The sequence below is a fragment of the Enterobacter sp. KB-280D8 genome, assembly GCF_041399405.1.
In the GTDB taxonomy this organism is placed as follows: domain Bacteria; phylum Pseudomonadota; class Gammaproteobacteria; order Enterobacterales; family Enterobacteriaceae; genus Enterobacter; species Enterobacter cloacae_N.
Window position 1 is genome coordinate 54,143 of sequence record NZ_JBGKEC010000012.1, and the last position, 15,885, is coordinate 70,027.

Annotated in this window: 14 protein-coding genes; 13 read left to right on the forward strand and 1 reads right to left on the reverse strand. The window is 41.6% G+C overall.

Annotated features, from left to right (window positions below; all coding sequences use genetic code 11):
- The first annotated feature begins 28 nt into the window (after positions 1-28).
- The 12 genes from AB8818_RS20735 (at position 29) to ugd (ending at position 13,654) form a co-directional block, all read left to right on the forward strand.
- Positions 29-1,915: a nucleoside-diphosphate sugar epimerase/dehydratase gene (locus tag AB8818_RS20735; RefSeq protein ID WP_163329791.1), complete on the forward strand. Its 1,887-nt coding sequence runs from the start codon at positions 29-31 to the stop codon at positions 1,913-1,915.
- 88 nt (positions 1,916-2,003) lie between these two features.
- Complete coding sequence (gene rfbC, locus AB8818_RS20740; RefSeq protein WP_116338824.1) at positions 2,004-2,543, forward strand: dTDP-4-dehydrorhamnose 3,5-epimerase; 540 nt, start codon at positions 2,004-2,006, stop codon at positions 2,541-2,543.
- Positions 2,540-3,358 carry an NAD(P)-dependent oxidoreductase gene (locus AB8818_RS20745; RefSeq protein WP_116338827.1) on the forward strand — a complete coding sequence of 273 codons (819 nt, stop codon included), beginning with the start codon at positions 2,540-2,542 and terminating at the stop codon, positions 3,356-3,358. The genes rfbC and AB8818_RS20745 overlap by 4 nt, the downstream gene beginning before the upstream one ends.
- On the forward strand, positions 3,351-4,610 hold the full coding sequence (wzx, locus tag AB8818_RS20750) for an O45 family O-antigen flippase (RefSeq protein WP_371200007.1): 1,260 nt from the start codon (positions 3,351-3,353) through the stop codon (positions 4,608-4,610). The genes AB8818_RS20745 and wzx overlap by 8 nt, the downstream gene beginning before the upstream one ends.
- Complete coding sequence (locus tag AB8818_RS20755; RefSeq protein WP_163329792.1) at positions 4,597-5,571, forward strand: glycosyltransferase family 2 protein; 975 nt, start codon at positions 4,597-4,599, stop codon at positions 5,569-5,571. Before wzx ends, AB8818_RS20755 begins: the two co-directional genes overlap by 14 nt.
- Before the next feature lies 1 nt (position 5,572).
- A complete protein-coding gene (locus tag AB8818_RS20760; protein ID WP_116338833.1) occupies positions 5,573-6,721 on the forward strand; it encodes an O-antigen polymerase in 1,149 nt (382 codons plus the stop codon).
- On the forward strand, positions 6,714-7,250 hold the full coding sequence (locus AB8818_RS20765; protein ID WP_163329793.1) for a serine O-acetyltransferase: 537 nt from the start codon (positions 6,714-6,716) through the stop codon (positions 7,248-7,250). The genes AB8818_RS20760 and AB8818_RS20765 overlap by 8 nt, the downstream gene beginning before the upstream one ends.
- 1 nt (position 7,251) lies before the next feature.
- Positions 7,252-8,262: a hypothetical protein gene (locus tag AB8818_RS20770; RefSeq protein WP_371200008.1), complete on the forward strand. Its 1,011-nt coding sequence runs from the start codon at positions 7,252-7,254 to the stop codon at positions 8,260-8,262.
- 48 nt (positions 8,263-8,310) lie between these two features.
- Positions 8,311-9,183 (forward strand): glucose-1-phosphate thymidylyltransferase RfbA, encoded by an 873-nt coding sequence (gene rfbA / locus AB8818_RS20775; protein ID WP_316387137.1) that lies wholly within the window; start codon positions 8,311-8,313, stop codon positions 9,181-9,183.
- A 57-nt stretch (positions 9,184-9,240) separates the two neighbouring features.
- The gene (locus tag AB8818_RS20780) at positions 9,241-10,707 is read left to right on the forward strand and encodes a glycoside hydrolase family 1 protein (RefSeq protein ID WP_371200009.1); all 1,467 of its coding nucleotides are present in this window, start codon (positions 9,241-9,243) and stop codon (positions 10,705-10,707) included.
- A gap of 148 nt (positions 10,708-10,855) precedes the next feature.
- A complete protein-coding gene (gene gndA, locus AB8818_RS20785) occupies positions 10,856-12,262 on the forward strand; it encodes an NADP-dependent phosphogluconate dehydrogenase (protein WP_028013772.1) in 1,407 nt (468 codons plus the stop codon).
- Positions 12,263-12,487: 225 nt separating this feature from the next.
- Positions 12,488-13,654 (forward strand): UDP-glucose 6-dehydrogenase, encoded by a 1,167-nt coding sequence (gene ugd / locus AB8818_RS20790; RefSeq protein ID WP_063409310.1) that lies wholly within the window; start codon positions 12,488-12,490, stop codon positions 13,652-13,654.
- 49 nt (positions 13,655-13,703) lie between these two features.
- On the opposite strand, the gene AB8818_RS20795 is transcribed toward ugd, so the two are convergent.
- Positions 13,704-14,708 (reverse strand): NAD-dependent epimerase, encoded by a 1,005-nt coding sequence (locus tag AB8818_RS20795; RefSeq protein WP_116338843.1) that lies wholly within the window; start codon positions 14,706-14,708, stop codon positions 13,704-13,706.
- A gap of 191 nt (positions 14,709-14,899) precedes the next feature.
- On the opposite strand from AB8818_RS20795, the gene wzzB reads away from it, so the two are divergent.
- A complete protein-coding gene (wzzB, locus tag AB8818_RS20800; RefSeq protein ID WP_116338845.1) occupies positions 14,900-15,880 on the forward strand; it encodes an LPS O-antigen chain length determinant protein WzzB in 981 nt (326 codons plus the stop codon).
- The last annotated feature ends 5 nt before the right edge of the window (positions 15,881-15,885 follow it).

Below are 15,885 nucleotides of genomic sequence, written 5' to 3' on the forward strand. Positions count from 1 at the left end.
AGCTTTAACGAGGCGACTAGTTTTTAGTATGCTAACTTATTTAATTTCTTTGCCAAGACCAATAAAACGGATTATTACACTCTCCATTGATGTTGTTTTGTTAACGTGTGCATTTTGGTTTGCATTTTGGGTTCGTATTGATTCTATGACACCGTTAACTAGCGTATCCCACTGGTTACTGCTCACATCAATAATAGTAATTACTCTTGCCATCTTTGTAAAATTAGGACTTTATAGAGCTGTAATACGTTACATAACCGCGAAAATACTGCTTGTTGTTTCTCTTGGAATGCTAATTTCGTCGTTACTCCTGATTATCGCCGCTTTTTACACAAACCTCTATCTTCCAAGAACCATCCCCTTTATTTATTTCTCGTTCGGGGTATTGCTTGTGGCGGGCTCTCGCCTTGGAATGAGAATGCTAGTTAATCGTGGCTTAAAATTGGGAACCCGAGTCATCATATATGGGGCCGGAGCTTCAGGACGACAGTTACTTCCCGCGTTGAGTCAGATGGATGAATACTATCCCGTTGCGTTTGTTGACGACAATCGCTCATTACAGGGGCAGGTTATCCATGGTGTAAGTGTTTTTTCGCCAGAAAAATTGGCATGGCTAATCGAGAAGTATGAGGCTAAGAAAATTCTGCTGGCGATGCCAAGTGCCAGCCGTGCGAGAAAAAATGAGGTGATTTCTACCCTCGAAGGACTACCTTGTGAGGTGCTTTCGATTCCGGGAATGGTTGACTTGGTTGAAGGAAAAGCGAGAATCGATTCTTTACGTAAAGTAGTGATTACCGATCTGTTAGGTCGCGACCCTGTTTCACCGATCCCTGAATTAGTCTCAAAGAATATTCTTGATAAGACGGTCATGGTCACTGGCGCAGGAGGGTCTATTGGTTCTGAACTATGCCGACAAATAATAAAAAATAAACCTTCACAACTAATTCTTTTCGAGTTATCAGAATACTCACTTTATTCTATCGATTCTGAGCTAAGAAATTTAATTCTGACACAATCCTTGAATACTAAGATTTACCCAATTTTAGGTAACGTTCAGGATATGGAACATCTTGAAAGGCTAATCAAGGCATTTAACGTTGAGACTATATACCATGCGGCAGCCTATAAGCATGTACCGCTAGTTGAATTCAATGTTATTGACGGTGTCCGTAACAATATCTTTGGAACGTTGTGCTGCGCTCAAGCTGCCGAAAATTGTGGCGTCGAAAGTTTTGTTCTTATCTCTACAGATAAAGCTGTGCGGCCAACAAACACTATGGGTGCGACAAAGCGTATGGCTGAGCTGATTCTGCAGGCCCTGGCATCAGAATCGAGTAAAACCTGCTTCAGCATGGTCCGGTTCGGGAATGTTTTAGGTTCGTCCGGTTCGGTTGTCCCCCTATTTGAAAAACAAATCGCTGCTGGTGGTCCGGTAACATTAACCCACCCTGATATCACCCGTTATTTTATGACCATTCCTGAAGCAGCGCAGCTTGTGATCCAGGCTGGAGCAATGGGTAGTGGGGGAGATGTTTTTGTGCTGGATATGGGCGACCCGGTTAAAATTATTGATCTCGCCCACCGCATGATTGCCTTGCAGGGGCTTTCCGTCCGCGATGATAAAAATCCTTATGGTGATATTGCTATCAAAACGACGGGACTGCGGCCTGGCGAGAAGCTTTATGAAGAGCTTTTGATAGGCGATAATGTATCTATAACACAGCATCCACGAATTAAAACGGCTAATGAAGTCATGCTTCCGTGGAGTGAAATGAAAAATATTCTTGCAGAATTGGATATCTCATGTCGCAACTTTGATTATGAACGGGTGCGCAAAATATTGCTAAATGCACCTACTGCATTTAATCCTACTGATGACATCTGTGACTTACTCTGGAAAGAAAACAACAGTTAAGTATTTTAAGTCAGAAGTCAGTACCAAAATCTGAAAATAACTCACAAAGCAGATGGGAAAGAGATTCTTTCCCACCGAAGGATTTATAATGAACGTAATTCAAACACCTTTAAAAGATTGTGTGATCATTGAGCCTAAGGTTTTTGGTGATTCTCGCGGTTTTTTTCTTGAAGCCTGGCATAAAGAAAAATATGAAGATGCAGGAATTAAAGGTACTTTTGTACAGGATAATCGCTCACGTTCGAGTCGAAATGTTCTACGTGGACTGCATTTCCAGAAAACGAAGCCTCAGGGTAAATTAGTTAGCGTAATCAGCGGTGAAGTTTATGATGTTGCAGTGGATCTTCGCCACGATTCTGATACGTTTGGCCAATATGTTGGTGTACTTCTTTCAGGCGAGAAGAATAACCAGTTGTACGTTCCTCCTGGGTTTGCCCATGGATTCTGCGTATTAAGCGATTATGCCGATTTCCACTATAAGTGTACTGATTTTTACGATCCAAAGGATGAAGGTGGGATTATCTGGAATGATCCGGATATTGCCATTGACTGGCCGATAACATCGCCACTCCTCTCTGAAAAAGACATCAAATTAATTACACTCGCTGAGTATAAGAAAACGTTATGAAAGCACATTATACAGTGATCGGTGGACGTGGTTTCATTGGTAGTGAAATCGTCGAAAACCTTCTGGCTATGGGCGAAAAAGTTGAAGTCCCGCCACGCGATGATGAGACTCTTTTTGATAGAGATCTGGGCATTGTCATCTATGCTGCTGGCAATGGTGATTGTGCAAACACACCATTTGATGTATATAAATCAAACACCGAGTTGCTGGCAACAATTTTGGAACGCGCTGAGTTCTCGAAATTAATCTATATTTCATCAACGCGCGTATATATGGAACAAGATAGCGCGTCGGAAAATGATAATCTTACGGTATGCAGTAACGATAACCGAAGACTTTTTAACCTTACTAAACTGGTTAGTGAAGAGTTATGCCTTAAAAGCAGCCGAGATACGATTATTGTCAGACCTAGTAACGTTTACGGTTTGGCATTAAAAAGTAAGTTATTCCTGCCAAGCATAATCAGAAATGCAATTTCGAATAAACATATTGATATGTATGTTGCGCCTGAATATGCAAAAGATTATGTTTCAGTTACGGATGTTGCAGAAATGATTTACCTCATCAGTCGTAAGAATGAACATCACATCTATAACATTGCTTCTGGTGTAAATACCAAAGCATCTGATATTGCAGATTTAATTGCAAGTAAAACTGGCTGTACGATCAAATGGCATGAAGGTTTCAAAGGTGAGTATTTCCCTCCTACGGATAATACCAGAACTATAAATGAGTTCGGCCATGTTTATAAAAATGTATTGTCTGATATAGAAATAATGATCGATAACTTTAAAAAGAATATGACAGATGTCTAATTTTTTCTTATCAGCCATTAAAAAAAATGTGGCGGATGAAGATAAAAGAAAAGTCTTTGTGAACTTTTTTTATCTTAGCCTCGAGAGAATCACTCAACTCGTTATCATTATTATTATTAATAGATTATTGATAAATCATTATAATTTTGCTGATTTCAGTAGCTGGCAATATTCTCTCGTTATTCTGGCTATATTCATGACAGGCACATGGATCTGTGGAGCTGAGGTGGTTATTCCTAAATTGCTGGATGCACCATCAAAAATAAACTCTACTATGAGCAACGTGATTTTATTGCGTCTAGCGGCAGGAGTTTTCGTTGCATTGTGTATGGTGGCATGGGGAATCTGTGCTGCCAGTGGCCTGTCCAGACAGTTCATTATTGGTTTGGCCATATCTGTTGCATTACGAGAAACTTTTATTGTAGGTTTAACATGGTACCAAAGCCAGGCTCGTCTAAAATTACCTTGCCTCGTGCTAATGTTCGCTGCAATAATTAAACTCATTGTCATTTATATTGGTGTAAGGAATCAATTACCAATAAATTATCTTTGGGTGGCATGGGTTATTGAATCACTTTTACCTTGTGGCTTTATCTTTTATACTTTCAGAAAAGCTACAGGATTTAAATTCGTGAAGGTTGATTCTGAGATTTTCTCGTATTTTAAGATTGGTGTCGCCGTATGGTTTTGTTTGATTATGCAGCAGGTCACCATGAAATTTGATCGAGTATATCTCGAAGGAAAAATTTCTGGAGAAACGTATTCGAACTATGCAGCAGCACTTCAGTTAGTCGATAACTGGTATGCAATATGTATTCTGTTTGTTCAGGCAATCGCACCAATTTTTATATTTAAATTTATTGATATTACAACAATAAAAAGAAAATTGCCGTTCTGTATTTTCGCTACGCTTTCGGTAACCTGTGCTGGCGCACTGTTTACAACAGTTCTTGCCGACATGATTATTCACGTCCTTTATGGTGCAAAACTCGTTTACGCATATAGCTATTTAAAAACATTTGTCTGGTTAACACCAATTTTAGCTATAGATCAGTTGCTCAGTATGGTTCTAATTAGAATGAAGCAGTTAAAAAAATTAGCTATTAAGTGGTTGATAGCCTTCTGCCTGGTAGTGGCTATTGTTCCTGCCATTTTCCATTTTATGGGGGTGAGTAACATCGTCATCGGTTTAGCAGTAGTCTACGCCTTTAATATAATTTATTCTACGAGGTGCATTAGTGCAGTACAATGATAAGATTTCAATAGTGGTCCCTGCTTACTGTGAACCATCGAAAGTTAAGCGCTTCATGGATGCTATACTGAATATTGATTATCCAAACAACCTTGTCGAATTAATTCTTATTGACGATTGTAGTCCGATTTCACTTGCAGAAATCGCAGGCTCGTATGCGGAAGCGTTTCAAGATAAGATAAATTTTTTATTCCACAGGAACCAAATAAATTCTGGCAGGGCAATTTCCCGTAACGTGGGTATCTCTCTCGCGACAAATTCGTTGATAATGTTTATTGATATTGACAACCTGCTTGAACCTAACGCATTAAAAAAGATCGTTTCTTTTTTCCATGACAAGAGCTATTCAGCAGCCAGAATTAACATACGAATCGATCCCGCCAGACTCAACACCAGCAATTATCTCCGATATTTTGACAGTCGTTATTTGGGGGCGCGTAACATACCTGAAGGAATTATAAGCACTCGTTTCTTCGCAAGTGACGGCATTATCCTGACGCGAGATATAATTGACACAATTGGCGGTTTTGATGAGACGTTCTATCATTACGGCTGTGAGGATGAGGAACTTGGCATCCGAGTTTCAAAAGCAAAGTATGACTTTTATTTTTTACCCGATGCAAGAGCAGAAGACAGTGATACCCCAACTTTACGCAGAGCTTCGGAAAGAATGGTTGTATATGCATCAAAATCTTTCCCTGTTTTGAAAGAAAAACATCCGGAATGCGTGAAGGACAGTCTCTTTTCATCTTACGAAGTGATGTTGGAAGATACAAAACTCCTTAGTAAACTATTCATAAAGGCTATACATATTCTTCCACTAACAACGACACGAAAAATTCTGCTCTGCTTGTGTGATAAATTAGATTCAAAAACGATTAAAATACCCGATTTTGTATATAAGGTCGTATTGGCACTTTCATATATTGAAGGTGGAAGACTTCGACAGCTGAGGATGTAGGATGAGTATTTTTTTAATGTCCCCAGGGTTTGTATATGCTTCAATTTGGCTATTTACAATTTTCTTATATTCGCTTGGATTGACGACTAATATTAGCCCTCTCTCAAGTGAGATGATGGTGTTTTTGTCAATCAATGTTGTTCTGGGGTTGATTTTTTCACTTCCATTTATCACTCCTGGCAGTATTAATCATGTTCGTCTTAAAGATATTATGCCTTCCTGGCGAGCGACTAAGATATGGCTTATCATTTGGTGCTTTGCGATAATACCTGATGTGGTTGTTGCTGGTGGAATCCCAATGATTATGCAGTTTAGGGGCGGCTATAACTATACCGAGTTCGGTATACCAACATATCATGGGATAGTGAATATGCTATTCCTTTTTGTTTTTCCGTCACTATATTATCATTTTCTTTTGTCAAAACGAAAGATTATTCTTCTGGTAATACTAATGATGAGCATTTGGGAAATGCTGGTCTTCAGACGTGGTATTTTAATGTCTGGTCTCGTGGAAATATTCTTTTTATTTTTTATCTATAAAAAATTCACGAAAAAGATGTTTGTTTATACGGTATTCGCAGTAGTGACGATAGTTCTCCTTTTTGGAGCTGTAGGGGATATCAGGGGCGCTGAAAATCCTTATCAGTATTTGTTATCACCCCAAGGGCAATTCCTGTCGAGTCTACCCTCAGGTTTTACATGGTTTTATGTCTATGTTACGGCAGGACTCGCAAATCTCGCCTATAACTTTGCGGATATAGTGCCGGTATACGATTTTACAAGCTTCCAGGATCTTTTCCCCAGTGTTATCCGAAATCTCATTTATAGTGATTTAGGATTCCACGATACCATGGCGTTAGTAGATGATAATGCCAACGTTTCAACAATGTTTGAAAAGCTAATGCCCGATCTTGGCATCGCGGGTTCCCTAATTGTGGTTACATGTTTACTTCTGCTTTTCAGTATTGCTTACAAGAATTTGCTAAAGTCATATCGTTTTAGTTTATTTCCTTATGCGATTGCAATGCAATGTGCAATATTTAGTGGCTTTTATAATTTGTTTTTTATTCAGACATATTTCTTACTTTTCATTGTAACTCTTATTCTTGTGAGAATTAAAATATTTACAGGGAGTCATCCTAATGTTTGAGTTAGTTAAGGAAGATGTACGGAGATATTACAAACTGAGTGGGCGTAATAAATCAAAAGTATCTCTTTTAGGTATAATTTCAGCTTTTATTGGAATGAAAATGACTCCAGTTATTTTATACCGCATGAGTCATTTTTGCTATAAGAAAAGAATCCCTGTTTTAGGGAAGATTTTTTCGCTAATAAATTTTATTATTTTTGGGATTGAAATTGCGTCAAATTGCGAAATAGGTGGTGGTTTTTTTATACCACACTCGCAGGGTATTGTTATTGGCGCATCTAAAATTGGTGTTAACGCAACAATATACCAGCAAGTTACGCTGGGTGCGAAAAATATCGATATTCCATTTAATCACGCTAATCGCCCTGTTTTAGGTGATAATGTAGTAATTGCATCTGGGGCTAAGGTTCTTGGTGGTATTCGAATTGGTGACAATGTCATTGTCGCGGCTAACGCTGTTGTAATGCATTCCTGTGATGACAATGTGCTACTTGTAGGCATTCCGGCCATTGTGAAGAAGAGTATTTGAAATGAAAGTGCTGTTTTTATGTCCTCGCTTTTTTAATTATGAAACCGAAATATCTGATGGATTAAGGCGAGCCGGTGCCACCGTTGATTATTTCGATGAAAAGCCATTTAATAACGTTTTTTTTAAAATTTTACTTAGGCTTTGGAAAGATAATAATTTCCTTAAACGCATTTCAGACGCGTATTTTGAGAGGATATTGCTTCAAACAAGAGATGATTATGACTATGTTATAGTGCTTAAAGGTGAGTCTCTCGATAGAAAAAATCTACTTAAATTCAAAAATAAATACAAGAATGCTCAATTCATTTACTACGCGTGGGATTCTATTAAAAATTATCCTCATATTCAGGAGTATCTAAACTTATTTGACCGAGTGTTTACCTTTGATGATAATGATGCTCGAGAATACGATTTTATGGATCATTTGCCATTGTTTTATTCCCCTGATTTTGTAAGCACAGCGACAAGAAAAAAAGAAAAGGACGTTAAGCCAAGTATTGCATTTCTCGGTACCGTACATAGTGACAGATACAAGCTATTAGGGGAAGTTTATGAGAAATATAAAAATGAATATGATTTGAGGTTTGTGCTTTATTTTCCTTCAATTGTCGTATTGGTTGGTTTTCTTCTTACCAATATGAAAGATGTCATTAAATACAGACTCTTTAGTTTTACACTTCGCTCTAGAAATAAAAAACAGATTGCGTCATTCTTCTCTAGTGCTGATGCTGTGCTTGACACCCAGCATCCCCGGCAGACAGGTTTGACGATGAGAACAATAGAATGCTTACCTCTAAAGAGGAAGTTCATAACTACTAATAGCAGAGTTAAGGACTACGACTTTTATACATCTGAAAATTTTTATTTTATTGACCGCGAAAACATTCATATAGAATCTGCTTTTTTTGATATACCGTATGATGACAAGCATACGGATGCAATTTCGCGTTATAGCGTAGACTCATGGGTAAAAACATTGTGCTCAACTGATATCAGAAAAGATGTTGTTTAATTGAAAGATATTAATTCTAATTTAGCTTAAGAGTATTGAGGTAGTAGAATGAAGGGTATTATTCTTGCTGGCGGTTCAGGAACACGTTTACACCCAATTACACGTGGAGTCTCTAAACAACTTTTACCCATTTATGATAAACCTATGGTTTATTATCCAATTTCGGTGCTTATGCTTGCGGGTATCCGTGATATTCTCTTAATCACAACACCTGAAGACCTGCCTTCTTTTAAACGTTTATTAGGAGATGGTAGTCGTTTCGGAATTAATTTGTCCTATGAAATTCAGCCGTCTCCTGATGGCCTTGCGCAGGCATTCATAATTGGTGAAGAGTTTATCTCTGGTGATAAATGTGCCTTAGTATTAGGTGATAATATTTTCTTCGGGCAGAGTTTTGGTAGGAAACTTGAATCGGTTGTTTCAGGTAATGCCGGGGCTACTGTTTTTGGCTACCAGGTAATGGATCCAGAACGTTTTGGTGTTGTAGAGTTTGATGAAAACTTCAAGGCATTAAGCATAGAAGAAAAACCAGCTGCACCTAAATCCAACTGGGCTGTTACTGGCCTATATTTTTATGATGCAAACGTGGTTGATATGGCAAAACGTGTTAAACCATCAGCACGCGGTGAACTTGAAATTACTACGCTGAATGAGATGTATCTCGAACAGGGAAATCTTCAGGTAGAATTACTGGGACGAGGTTTTGCATGGCTCGATACCGGTACCCATGACAGTTTAATCGAAGCATCACAATTTATTCATACTATTGAGAAACGACAAGGGTTCAAAATCGCCTGCCTGGAGGAAATTGCTTACCGTAACGGTTGGCTCACTGAGAGTGAGGTCCTGGCCTACGGGAATGAAATGAGCAAGACCAATTACGGTCAGTATTTGCTCAATTTAATAAAAAATAGCAAATAGCGATTTATAAAATTAACAATATCATACCCTTAATAGCTATCAGGTTTTGATTATAAAATGAAAGCAAAATATTTTTTCTTTACCTCTGCGCTTCTTTTACCTCCTGCATTCTCTGGTGAAAAACAGCAATGTGATTTTCTCTGGGGCACTGCATCCTCATCTTACCAGGTTGAAGGTGGCTGGAATGAAGGTGGAAAGGGTCCTTCAAACTGGGATTATTTTACTCATAATGAAGTAACAAAATATACTATTGGTACCGTTGAAAATGGAGATGTTGCAGCTAATCAAATTTCTCGGGATGTCTATCTAAAAGATATACAACTCATGAAAGAACTAGGTGTCAATTCGTACCGATTCTCCATATCCTGGTCCAGGGTCATGCCTGATGGTGTAACGGTAAATAAAAAGGGATTAGAATATTACAACCAACTTATTGCTGACTTAAAAGAAGCTAATATTGAGCCGGTGATTACACTTTACCACTGGGATATGCCATTAGCGCTTTATAAAAAAGGTAGTTGGTCTAACCCTGAATCACCAGTGTGGTTTGAAAAATTTGCACAAGTAATTTTTGAGAATTTTGGTAATAAAAGTCATAATTTTATTACCTTTAATGAGCCTGAAGGCTATGTTTTTACTCTTGAACCCCTTGCAGCAAATCTCATTGAAAAAAAACCAGACGGATACCGTGACGTTTTGTCCGTAGCGTCTCGTGGAAAACAAGCGGTAGCATTACACAACCTTTTGATTGCAAATGCGATGGTGGTACGTAATTACCATAAGGCTAAATATGATGGACGTATTGGCATTGCGTTAAACTTATCTCCTTGCATCGATAATGGACATCCAAATAGTACTACTGAGCAGTTATGTAACGATCTACACAACAACTGGATTCTGGATGCTCTATATAAGGGAAAATATCCAGATTCAGTATTGAAAATGTATCAATCAGCATATCCTCAATTTAAGCCCACATCTCAAGATATGCAATTGATTAGCCAAGGAAAACCTGATTTCATCGGCGTAAATTATTATGGTCCAACATTGGTTAGGCATGATAAATCTGAACCGTTTGAAATAGGTAATGTCCCTAACCCAGATATAAAACCATCCGTCAACGGACCTGTTTCTCCTGAGGCGTTGGTTACAATGATGAAAAAGATTGATGCCGAATATGCTCATCCTACCTTCATTATTACTGAGAATGGTGCAGGTTTTGGTTTAGCTGATGAACAACTTAAGGAAGGGGGCATTTCTGATAAGTTGAGAGCAGACTATCTCAAGAGACATATTACTGCCGTTATGAATGCAAAAAAGGAAGGATTGGATATCCAGGGCTATCTATTTTGGAGCTTGCTCGATAATTTCGAGTGGTTATGGGGTTACAAAAATAGGTTTGGAATAATTGGTGTCGATTTCGATGATAAGAATTTGAAACGTACACCTAAGTTAAGCTATTATATTTACCAGAAAACTATTAAAGAATATAAAAAGCAATGTATTTCAACGGCGCAAAAATAACCACTCGATAAAGCCATGCTTTTGTTATGGCTAAAGTGAATTAATGACCATAATTACCTACCTCTGCTCTCGATTTCTGAGTTAAGATTATTCGATAATATATCCACCGGGAAGTACCTGGTGGGACCACACCTGACAGGAGTATGTAATGTCCAAGCAACAGATCGGCGTTGTCGGTATGGCAGTGATGGGGCGCAACCTGGCGCTCAACATCGAAAGCCGTGGTTATACCGTCTCCGTTTTCAACCGCTCCCGTGATAAGACTGAAGAAGTCATTGCCGAGAACCCAGGCAAGAAGCTTGTTCCTTTCTATACGGTGAAAGAGTTCGTTGAGTCTCTGGAAACGCCTCGTCGAATCCTGCTAATGGTGAAAGCGGGCGCAGGTACCGACGCAGCTATCGACTCCCTGAAGCCTTACCTCGAAAAAGGCGACATCATCATTGATGGCGGTAATACCTTCTTCCAGGACACCATTCGTCGTAACCGTGAATTGTCCGCTGAAGGCTTCAACTTCATCGGTACCGGTGTTTCCGGTGGTGAAGAGGGCGCGCTGAAAGGTCCATCTATTATGCCTGGCGGCCAGAAAGAAGCGTACGAGCTGGTTGCGCCAATTCTGACTAAAATTGCAGCCGTGGCTGAAGATGGTGAGCCGTGTGTGACCTATATCGGTCCAGACGGTGCTGGTCACTATGTCAAAATGGTGCACAACGGCATCGAATACGGCGATATGCAGCTGATTGCAGAGGCATACTCCCTGCTGAAAGGCGGCCTGAATCTCTCTAACGAAGAGCTGGCTGAAACCTTTACCGAGTGGAATAAAGGCGAGCTGAACAGCTATCTGATCGACATCACCAAAGATATCTTCACGAAGAAAGATGAAGAGGGTAAATACCTGGTTGATGTGATTCTGGATGAAGCAGCGAACAAAGGTACCGGTAAATGGACCAGCCAGAGTTCTCTGGATCTGGGCGAGCCGCTGTCTCTGATCACCGAATCCGTCTTTGCGCGTTATATCTCTTCTCTGAAAGAGCAGCGCGTTGCGGCTTCTAAAGTGCTGTCTGGCCCACAGGCTAAACCAGCCGGTGACAAAGCTGAGTTCGTCGAGAAAGTTCGTCGCGCCCTGTACCTGGGTAAAATCGTCTCTTACGCGCAGGGCTTCTCTCAGCTGCGTGCGGCGTCAGACGAGAACAACTGGGATCTGAACTACGGCGAGATTGCGAAGATCTTCCGCGCGGGCTGCATCATTCGTGCGCAGTTCCTGCAGAAAATCACCGATGCCTATGCTGAAAACGCCGGTATCGCTAACCTTCTGCTGGCACCGTACTTTAAGAAGATTGCAGACGAGTACCAGCAGGCGCTGCGTGACGTGGTTGCCTACGCTGTACAGAACGGTATCCCGGTTCCAACCTTCTCCGCTGCGGTGGCTTATTATGACAGCTACCGCGCTGCCGTTCTGCCTGCCAACCTGATTCAGGCACAGCGTGACTATTTCGGTGCACATACTTACAAGCGCACGGATAAAGAAGGCGTGTTCCACACCGAATGGATGGAATAAGTTAACTTACTCGCTATCATCAAACCCGGAGCTTGTCTCCGGGTTTTTTTATGCAAAAAATGCCGGCCATTATTCGAAGTAGTCTGAATCTCGTCCCGCTCGTTGTGATTACTCCTGGTTTGCCTTGACAGTTCTGTTTGTCAGGAGGTACAAAGCCCAACAGTTATGTTTATCGCGATGGTCTGCTGGCCATCAATACAGTTAACTAAAAGAAGTCATTAGCGAATGAAAATAACAATTTCCGGAACAGGGTATGTCGGTCTTTCTAACGGCATTCTGATTGCTCAGAACCATGAAGTGGTTGCGCTGGATATCGTGCAGGCCAAAGTGGATATGCTCAATCAGAAGAAATCGCCGATTGTCGACAAAGAAATCCAGGACTATCTCAGCAATAAACCGCTGAATTTCCGCGCCACGACAGATAAAGAAGATGCATACCGCGATGCGGATTACGTCATCATTGCGACGCCTACTGACTACGATCCAAAAACCAACTATTTCAACACCTCAACCGTAGAAGCGGTTATCAAAGATGTTATTGCGATTAATCCTGATGCGGTGATGGTTATTAAATCGACCATTCCTGTCGGCTTTACCAAATCCATCAAAGAAAAGTTTGGTATTGATAATATCTTCTTCTCGCCAGAGTTCCTGCGTGAGGGGAGAGCGCTTTACGATAACCTGCATCCTTCGCGTATCGTTATTGGCGAACGCTCTGAGCGTGCTGAACGCTTTGCCGCACTGCTGCAGGAAGGCGCAGTGAAGAAAGATATTCCGGTGCTGTTCACGGACTCCACCGAAGCGGAGGCGATTAAGCTTTTCGCAAACACCTATCTGGCAATGCGAGTTGCGTACTTCAATGAGCTCGACAGCTATGCAGAAAGTCTTGGGCTGAACACCCGCCAGATTATTGAAGGAGTTTGCCTCGACCCGCGTATTGGCAACCACTATAACAACCCGTCATTTGGCTACGGTGGCTATTGCCTGCCAAAAGATACCAAGCAGCTGCTGGCAAACTACCAGGCCGTGCCGAATAACCTGATATCGGCGATTGTTGACGCTAACCGTACGCGTAAAGATTTCATCTCCGATTCCATCCTTGCGCGCCAGCCGAAAGTGGTGGGAGTGTACCGTCTGATCATGAAGAGCGGTTCCGATAATTTCCGCGCCTCTTCCATTCAGGGGATTATGAAGCGCATCAAGGCGAAAGGCGTTGAGGTCATTATCTATGAGCCTGCCATGCAGGAAGATCAGTTCTTCAATTCCCGTGTGATCCGCGATCTGGATGCCTTCAAAAAAGAAGCGGATGTCATTATCTCGAACCGCATGGCGGAAGAGCTGGCTGACGTCGCTGACAAAGTCTATACCCGCGATCTCTTCGGTAGCGACTAAATCTCTTTCATGATGAAAAAACCCGGCTGATTTGCCGGGTTTTTTATTTTCAGACTTTGTAAAACTCGCGGTACCAGTCAACGAAGTTCTTCACGCCGTCTTTGACTGAGGTTTGCGGTTTAAAACCGATCACCTCATAGAGCGCTTTCGTGTCGGCGCTGGTTTCCAGTACGTCGCCCGGCTGGAGTGGCAGCATATTTTTCTCGGCTTTCTTGCCCAGCGCGTCTTCCAGCGCGGTGATGTAATCCATCAGTTCAACCGGCGAGCTATTACCGATGTTGTAAACGCGGTAAGGTGCTGAACTGGTTGCCGGGGAGCCGGTCTCAACGGTCCAGCCTGCGTCAGGCTGCGGGATGACATCCTGCAGGCGAATAATCGCTTCAGCAATATCATCGATGTAGGTGAAATCGCGCTTCATCTTACCGTAGTTATAGACATCGATGCTTTTGCCTTCAATCATCGCCTTAGTAAACTTAAACAGCGCCATATCCGGGCGTCCCCACGGACCGTATACGGTAAAGAAGCGCAGCCCGGTGGTCGGAAGGTTGTAGAGATGAGAATAGGTGTGCGACATAAGCTCATTGGCTTTTTTGGTCGCGGCATAAAGTGAAACCGGGTGATCCACGGAGTCGTCAGTGGAGAAAGGCATTTTGCGGTTGAGGCCATATACGGAGCTGGATGAAGCATACAGCAGATGCTGAACGTTGTTATGGCGGCAACCTTCCAGCACGTTGAGATGGCCAATTAAGTTCGCATCCGCATACGCGTGCGGATTTTCCAGGGAGTAACGTACGCCTGCCTGTGCGGCCAGATGAATGACCCGATCAAACTTCTCACCGGCGAAAAGCGCTGCCATCCCTTCCCGGTCAGCTAATTCCATCTTGTGGAAGGTGAAACGCTCAGACTGTAGCCGTTCAAGACGCGCCAGCTTCAAATTGACATCGTAGTAGTCATTCAGGTTATCAATACCGACAACCTGATGGCCGGCCTCAATGAGGCGTTTACTGACATTCGAACCGATAAATCCTGCTGCGCCCGTTACCAGAAATTTCATGTTTTCCCTCAAAATACAGATACTTACCGATGCTGTTATGCATCGCATTTAGTCTATGATACCGCGAAGGTAGCAAGTTACATAACGCATCTTTCTGTTATAACTCATCGGATTCTTATAGAAAAATCCGCAGCAATAGATAAACTATGCAAACATAATTATGTTCCCCTTTTACATCTGTTAGGGATTGTATGACGCAATATAACAATAGTCAGGTTAGTAGAAGCAATGACCCTGAGCACATTGATTTACTTGATTTAATGCTACAGCTGTGGCGAGGGAAATGGACGATAGCAATCTTTATTGTTGTTTTTATTGTCCTGGCAATTGGCTATCTTTCTTTTGCAAAGGAAAAATGGACTTCAAGGGCGATTATTGCGCAACCTGATGCGGCCCAGATTGCAACCTACTCAAACGCGTTGAACATTCTCTACGGTAGCGCGTCTCCCTCAATGCTGGACATTCAAGCGCGCGCGATTGGCCGTTTTAACTCTTCGTTTTCAGCGTTATCGCAGGCGCTGGACAATCAGGAAGTGCCAGAAAAACTCACTATTGAGCCAACTGTTAAAGGGGAATCTCTGCCGTTAAGTGTCTCATATACCAGTACATCAGCTGAAGCTGCACAAAAGCAGTTGGCCCAGTACATTCAACAGGTTGATGAACAAACAGCAAAAGAACTTGCTGTTGACCTTAAAGACAATATTAAGGAGCAGATTAAAACCCTTAACGACTCTCTGGTAAACCAGGAGAAAGTCGCTCAGGAGCAAAAAGATCTGCGTATCAAACAGATTGTTGAGGCACTCAAGAATGCTGAAGCAGCGAAAATTACCTCGCCGCGCATTCAGCAAACTCAGGATGTGACTCAGGAAACGCTGTTCTTACTGGGAAGCGACGGGCTGAAATCGATGGTTGAAAATGAAGCTTCTCGCCCGCTGACCTTCTCAGCTACGTATTATCAGACCAAAAGAAACTTGCTGGACATTCAGAATCTGAACGTAAATCCGGACACTATCCACGTGTATCGTTATGTAATGAAGCCGGATCTCCCTGTTCATCGCGATAGCCCGAAAAAACCCATTATTATAATTCTTGCTATATTGTTGGGCGGGTTGATTGGTGCTGGTGTGGTGCTGGGGCGCAACACTTTCCAAAAGTATAAAATAAGCACTTGATTTAC

Excerpts from the sequence above, each read along its gene's own strand:
- AB8818_RS20735 (WP_163329791.1), top strand. The coding sequence starts at position 29 with ATGCTAACTTATTTAATTTCTTTGCCAAGACCAATAAAACGGATTATT.
- rfbC (WP_116338824.1), top strand. The coding sequence starts at position 2,004 with ATGAACGTAATTCAAACACCTTTAAAAGATTGTGTGATCATTGAGCCT.
- AB8818_RS20745 (WP_116338827.1), top strand. The coding sequence starts at position 2,540 with ATGAAAGCACATTATACAGTGATCGGTGGACGTGGTTTCATTGGTAGT.
- wzx (WP_371200007.1), top strand. The coding sequence starts at position 3,351 with ATGTCTAATTTTTTCTTATCAGCCATTAAAAAAAATGTGGCGGATGAA.
- AB8818_RS20760 (WP_116338833.1), top strand. The coding sequence starts at position 5,573 with ATGAGTATTTTTTTAATGTCCCCAGGGTTTGTATATGCTTCAATTTGG.
- AB8818_RS20765 (WP_163329793.1), top strand. The coding sequence starts at position 6,714 with ATGTTTGAGTTAGTTAAGGAAGATGTACGGAGATATTACAAACTGAGT.
- AB8818_RS20770 (WP_371200008.1), top strand. The coding sequence starts at position 7,252 with ATGAAAGTGCTGTTTTTATGTCCTCGCTTTTTTAATTATGAAACCGAA.
- rfbA (WP_316387137.1), top strand. The coding sequence starts at position 8,311 with ATGAAGGGTATTATTCTTGCTGGCGGTTCAGGAACACGTTTACACCCA.
- AB8818_RS20780 (WP_371200009.1), top strand. The coding sequence starts at position 9,241 with ATGAAAGCAAAATATTTTTTCTTTACCTCTGCGCTTCTTTTACCTCCT.
- gndA (WP_028013772.1), top strand. The coding sequence starts at position 10,856 with ATGTCCAAGCAACAGATCGGCGTTGTCGGTATGGCAGTGATGGGGCGC.
- ugd (WP_063409310.1), top strand. The coding sequence starts at position 12,488 with ATGAAAATAACAATTTCCGGAACAGGGTATGTCGGTCTTTCTAACGGC.
- AB8818_RS20795 (WP_116338843.1), bottom strand. The coding sequence starts at position 14,708 with ATGAAATTTCTGGTAACGGGCGCAGCAGGATTTATCGGTTCGAATGTC.
- wzzB (WP_116338845.1), top strand. The coding sequence starts at position 14,900 with ATGACGCAATATAACAATAGTCAGGTTAGTAGAAGCAATGACCCTGAG.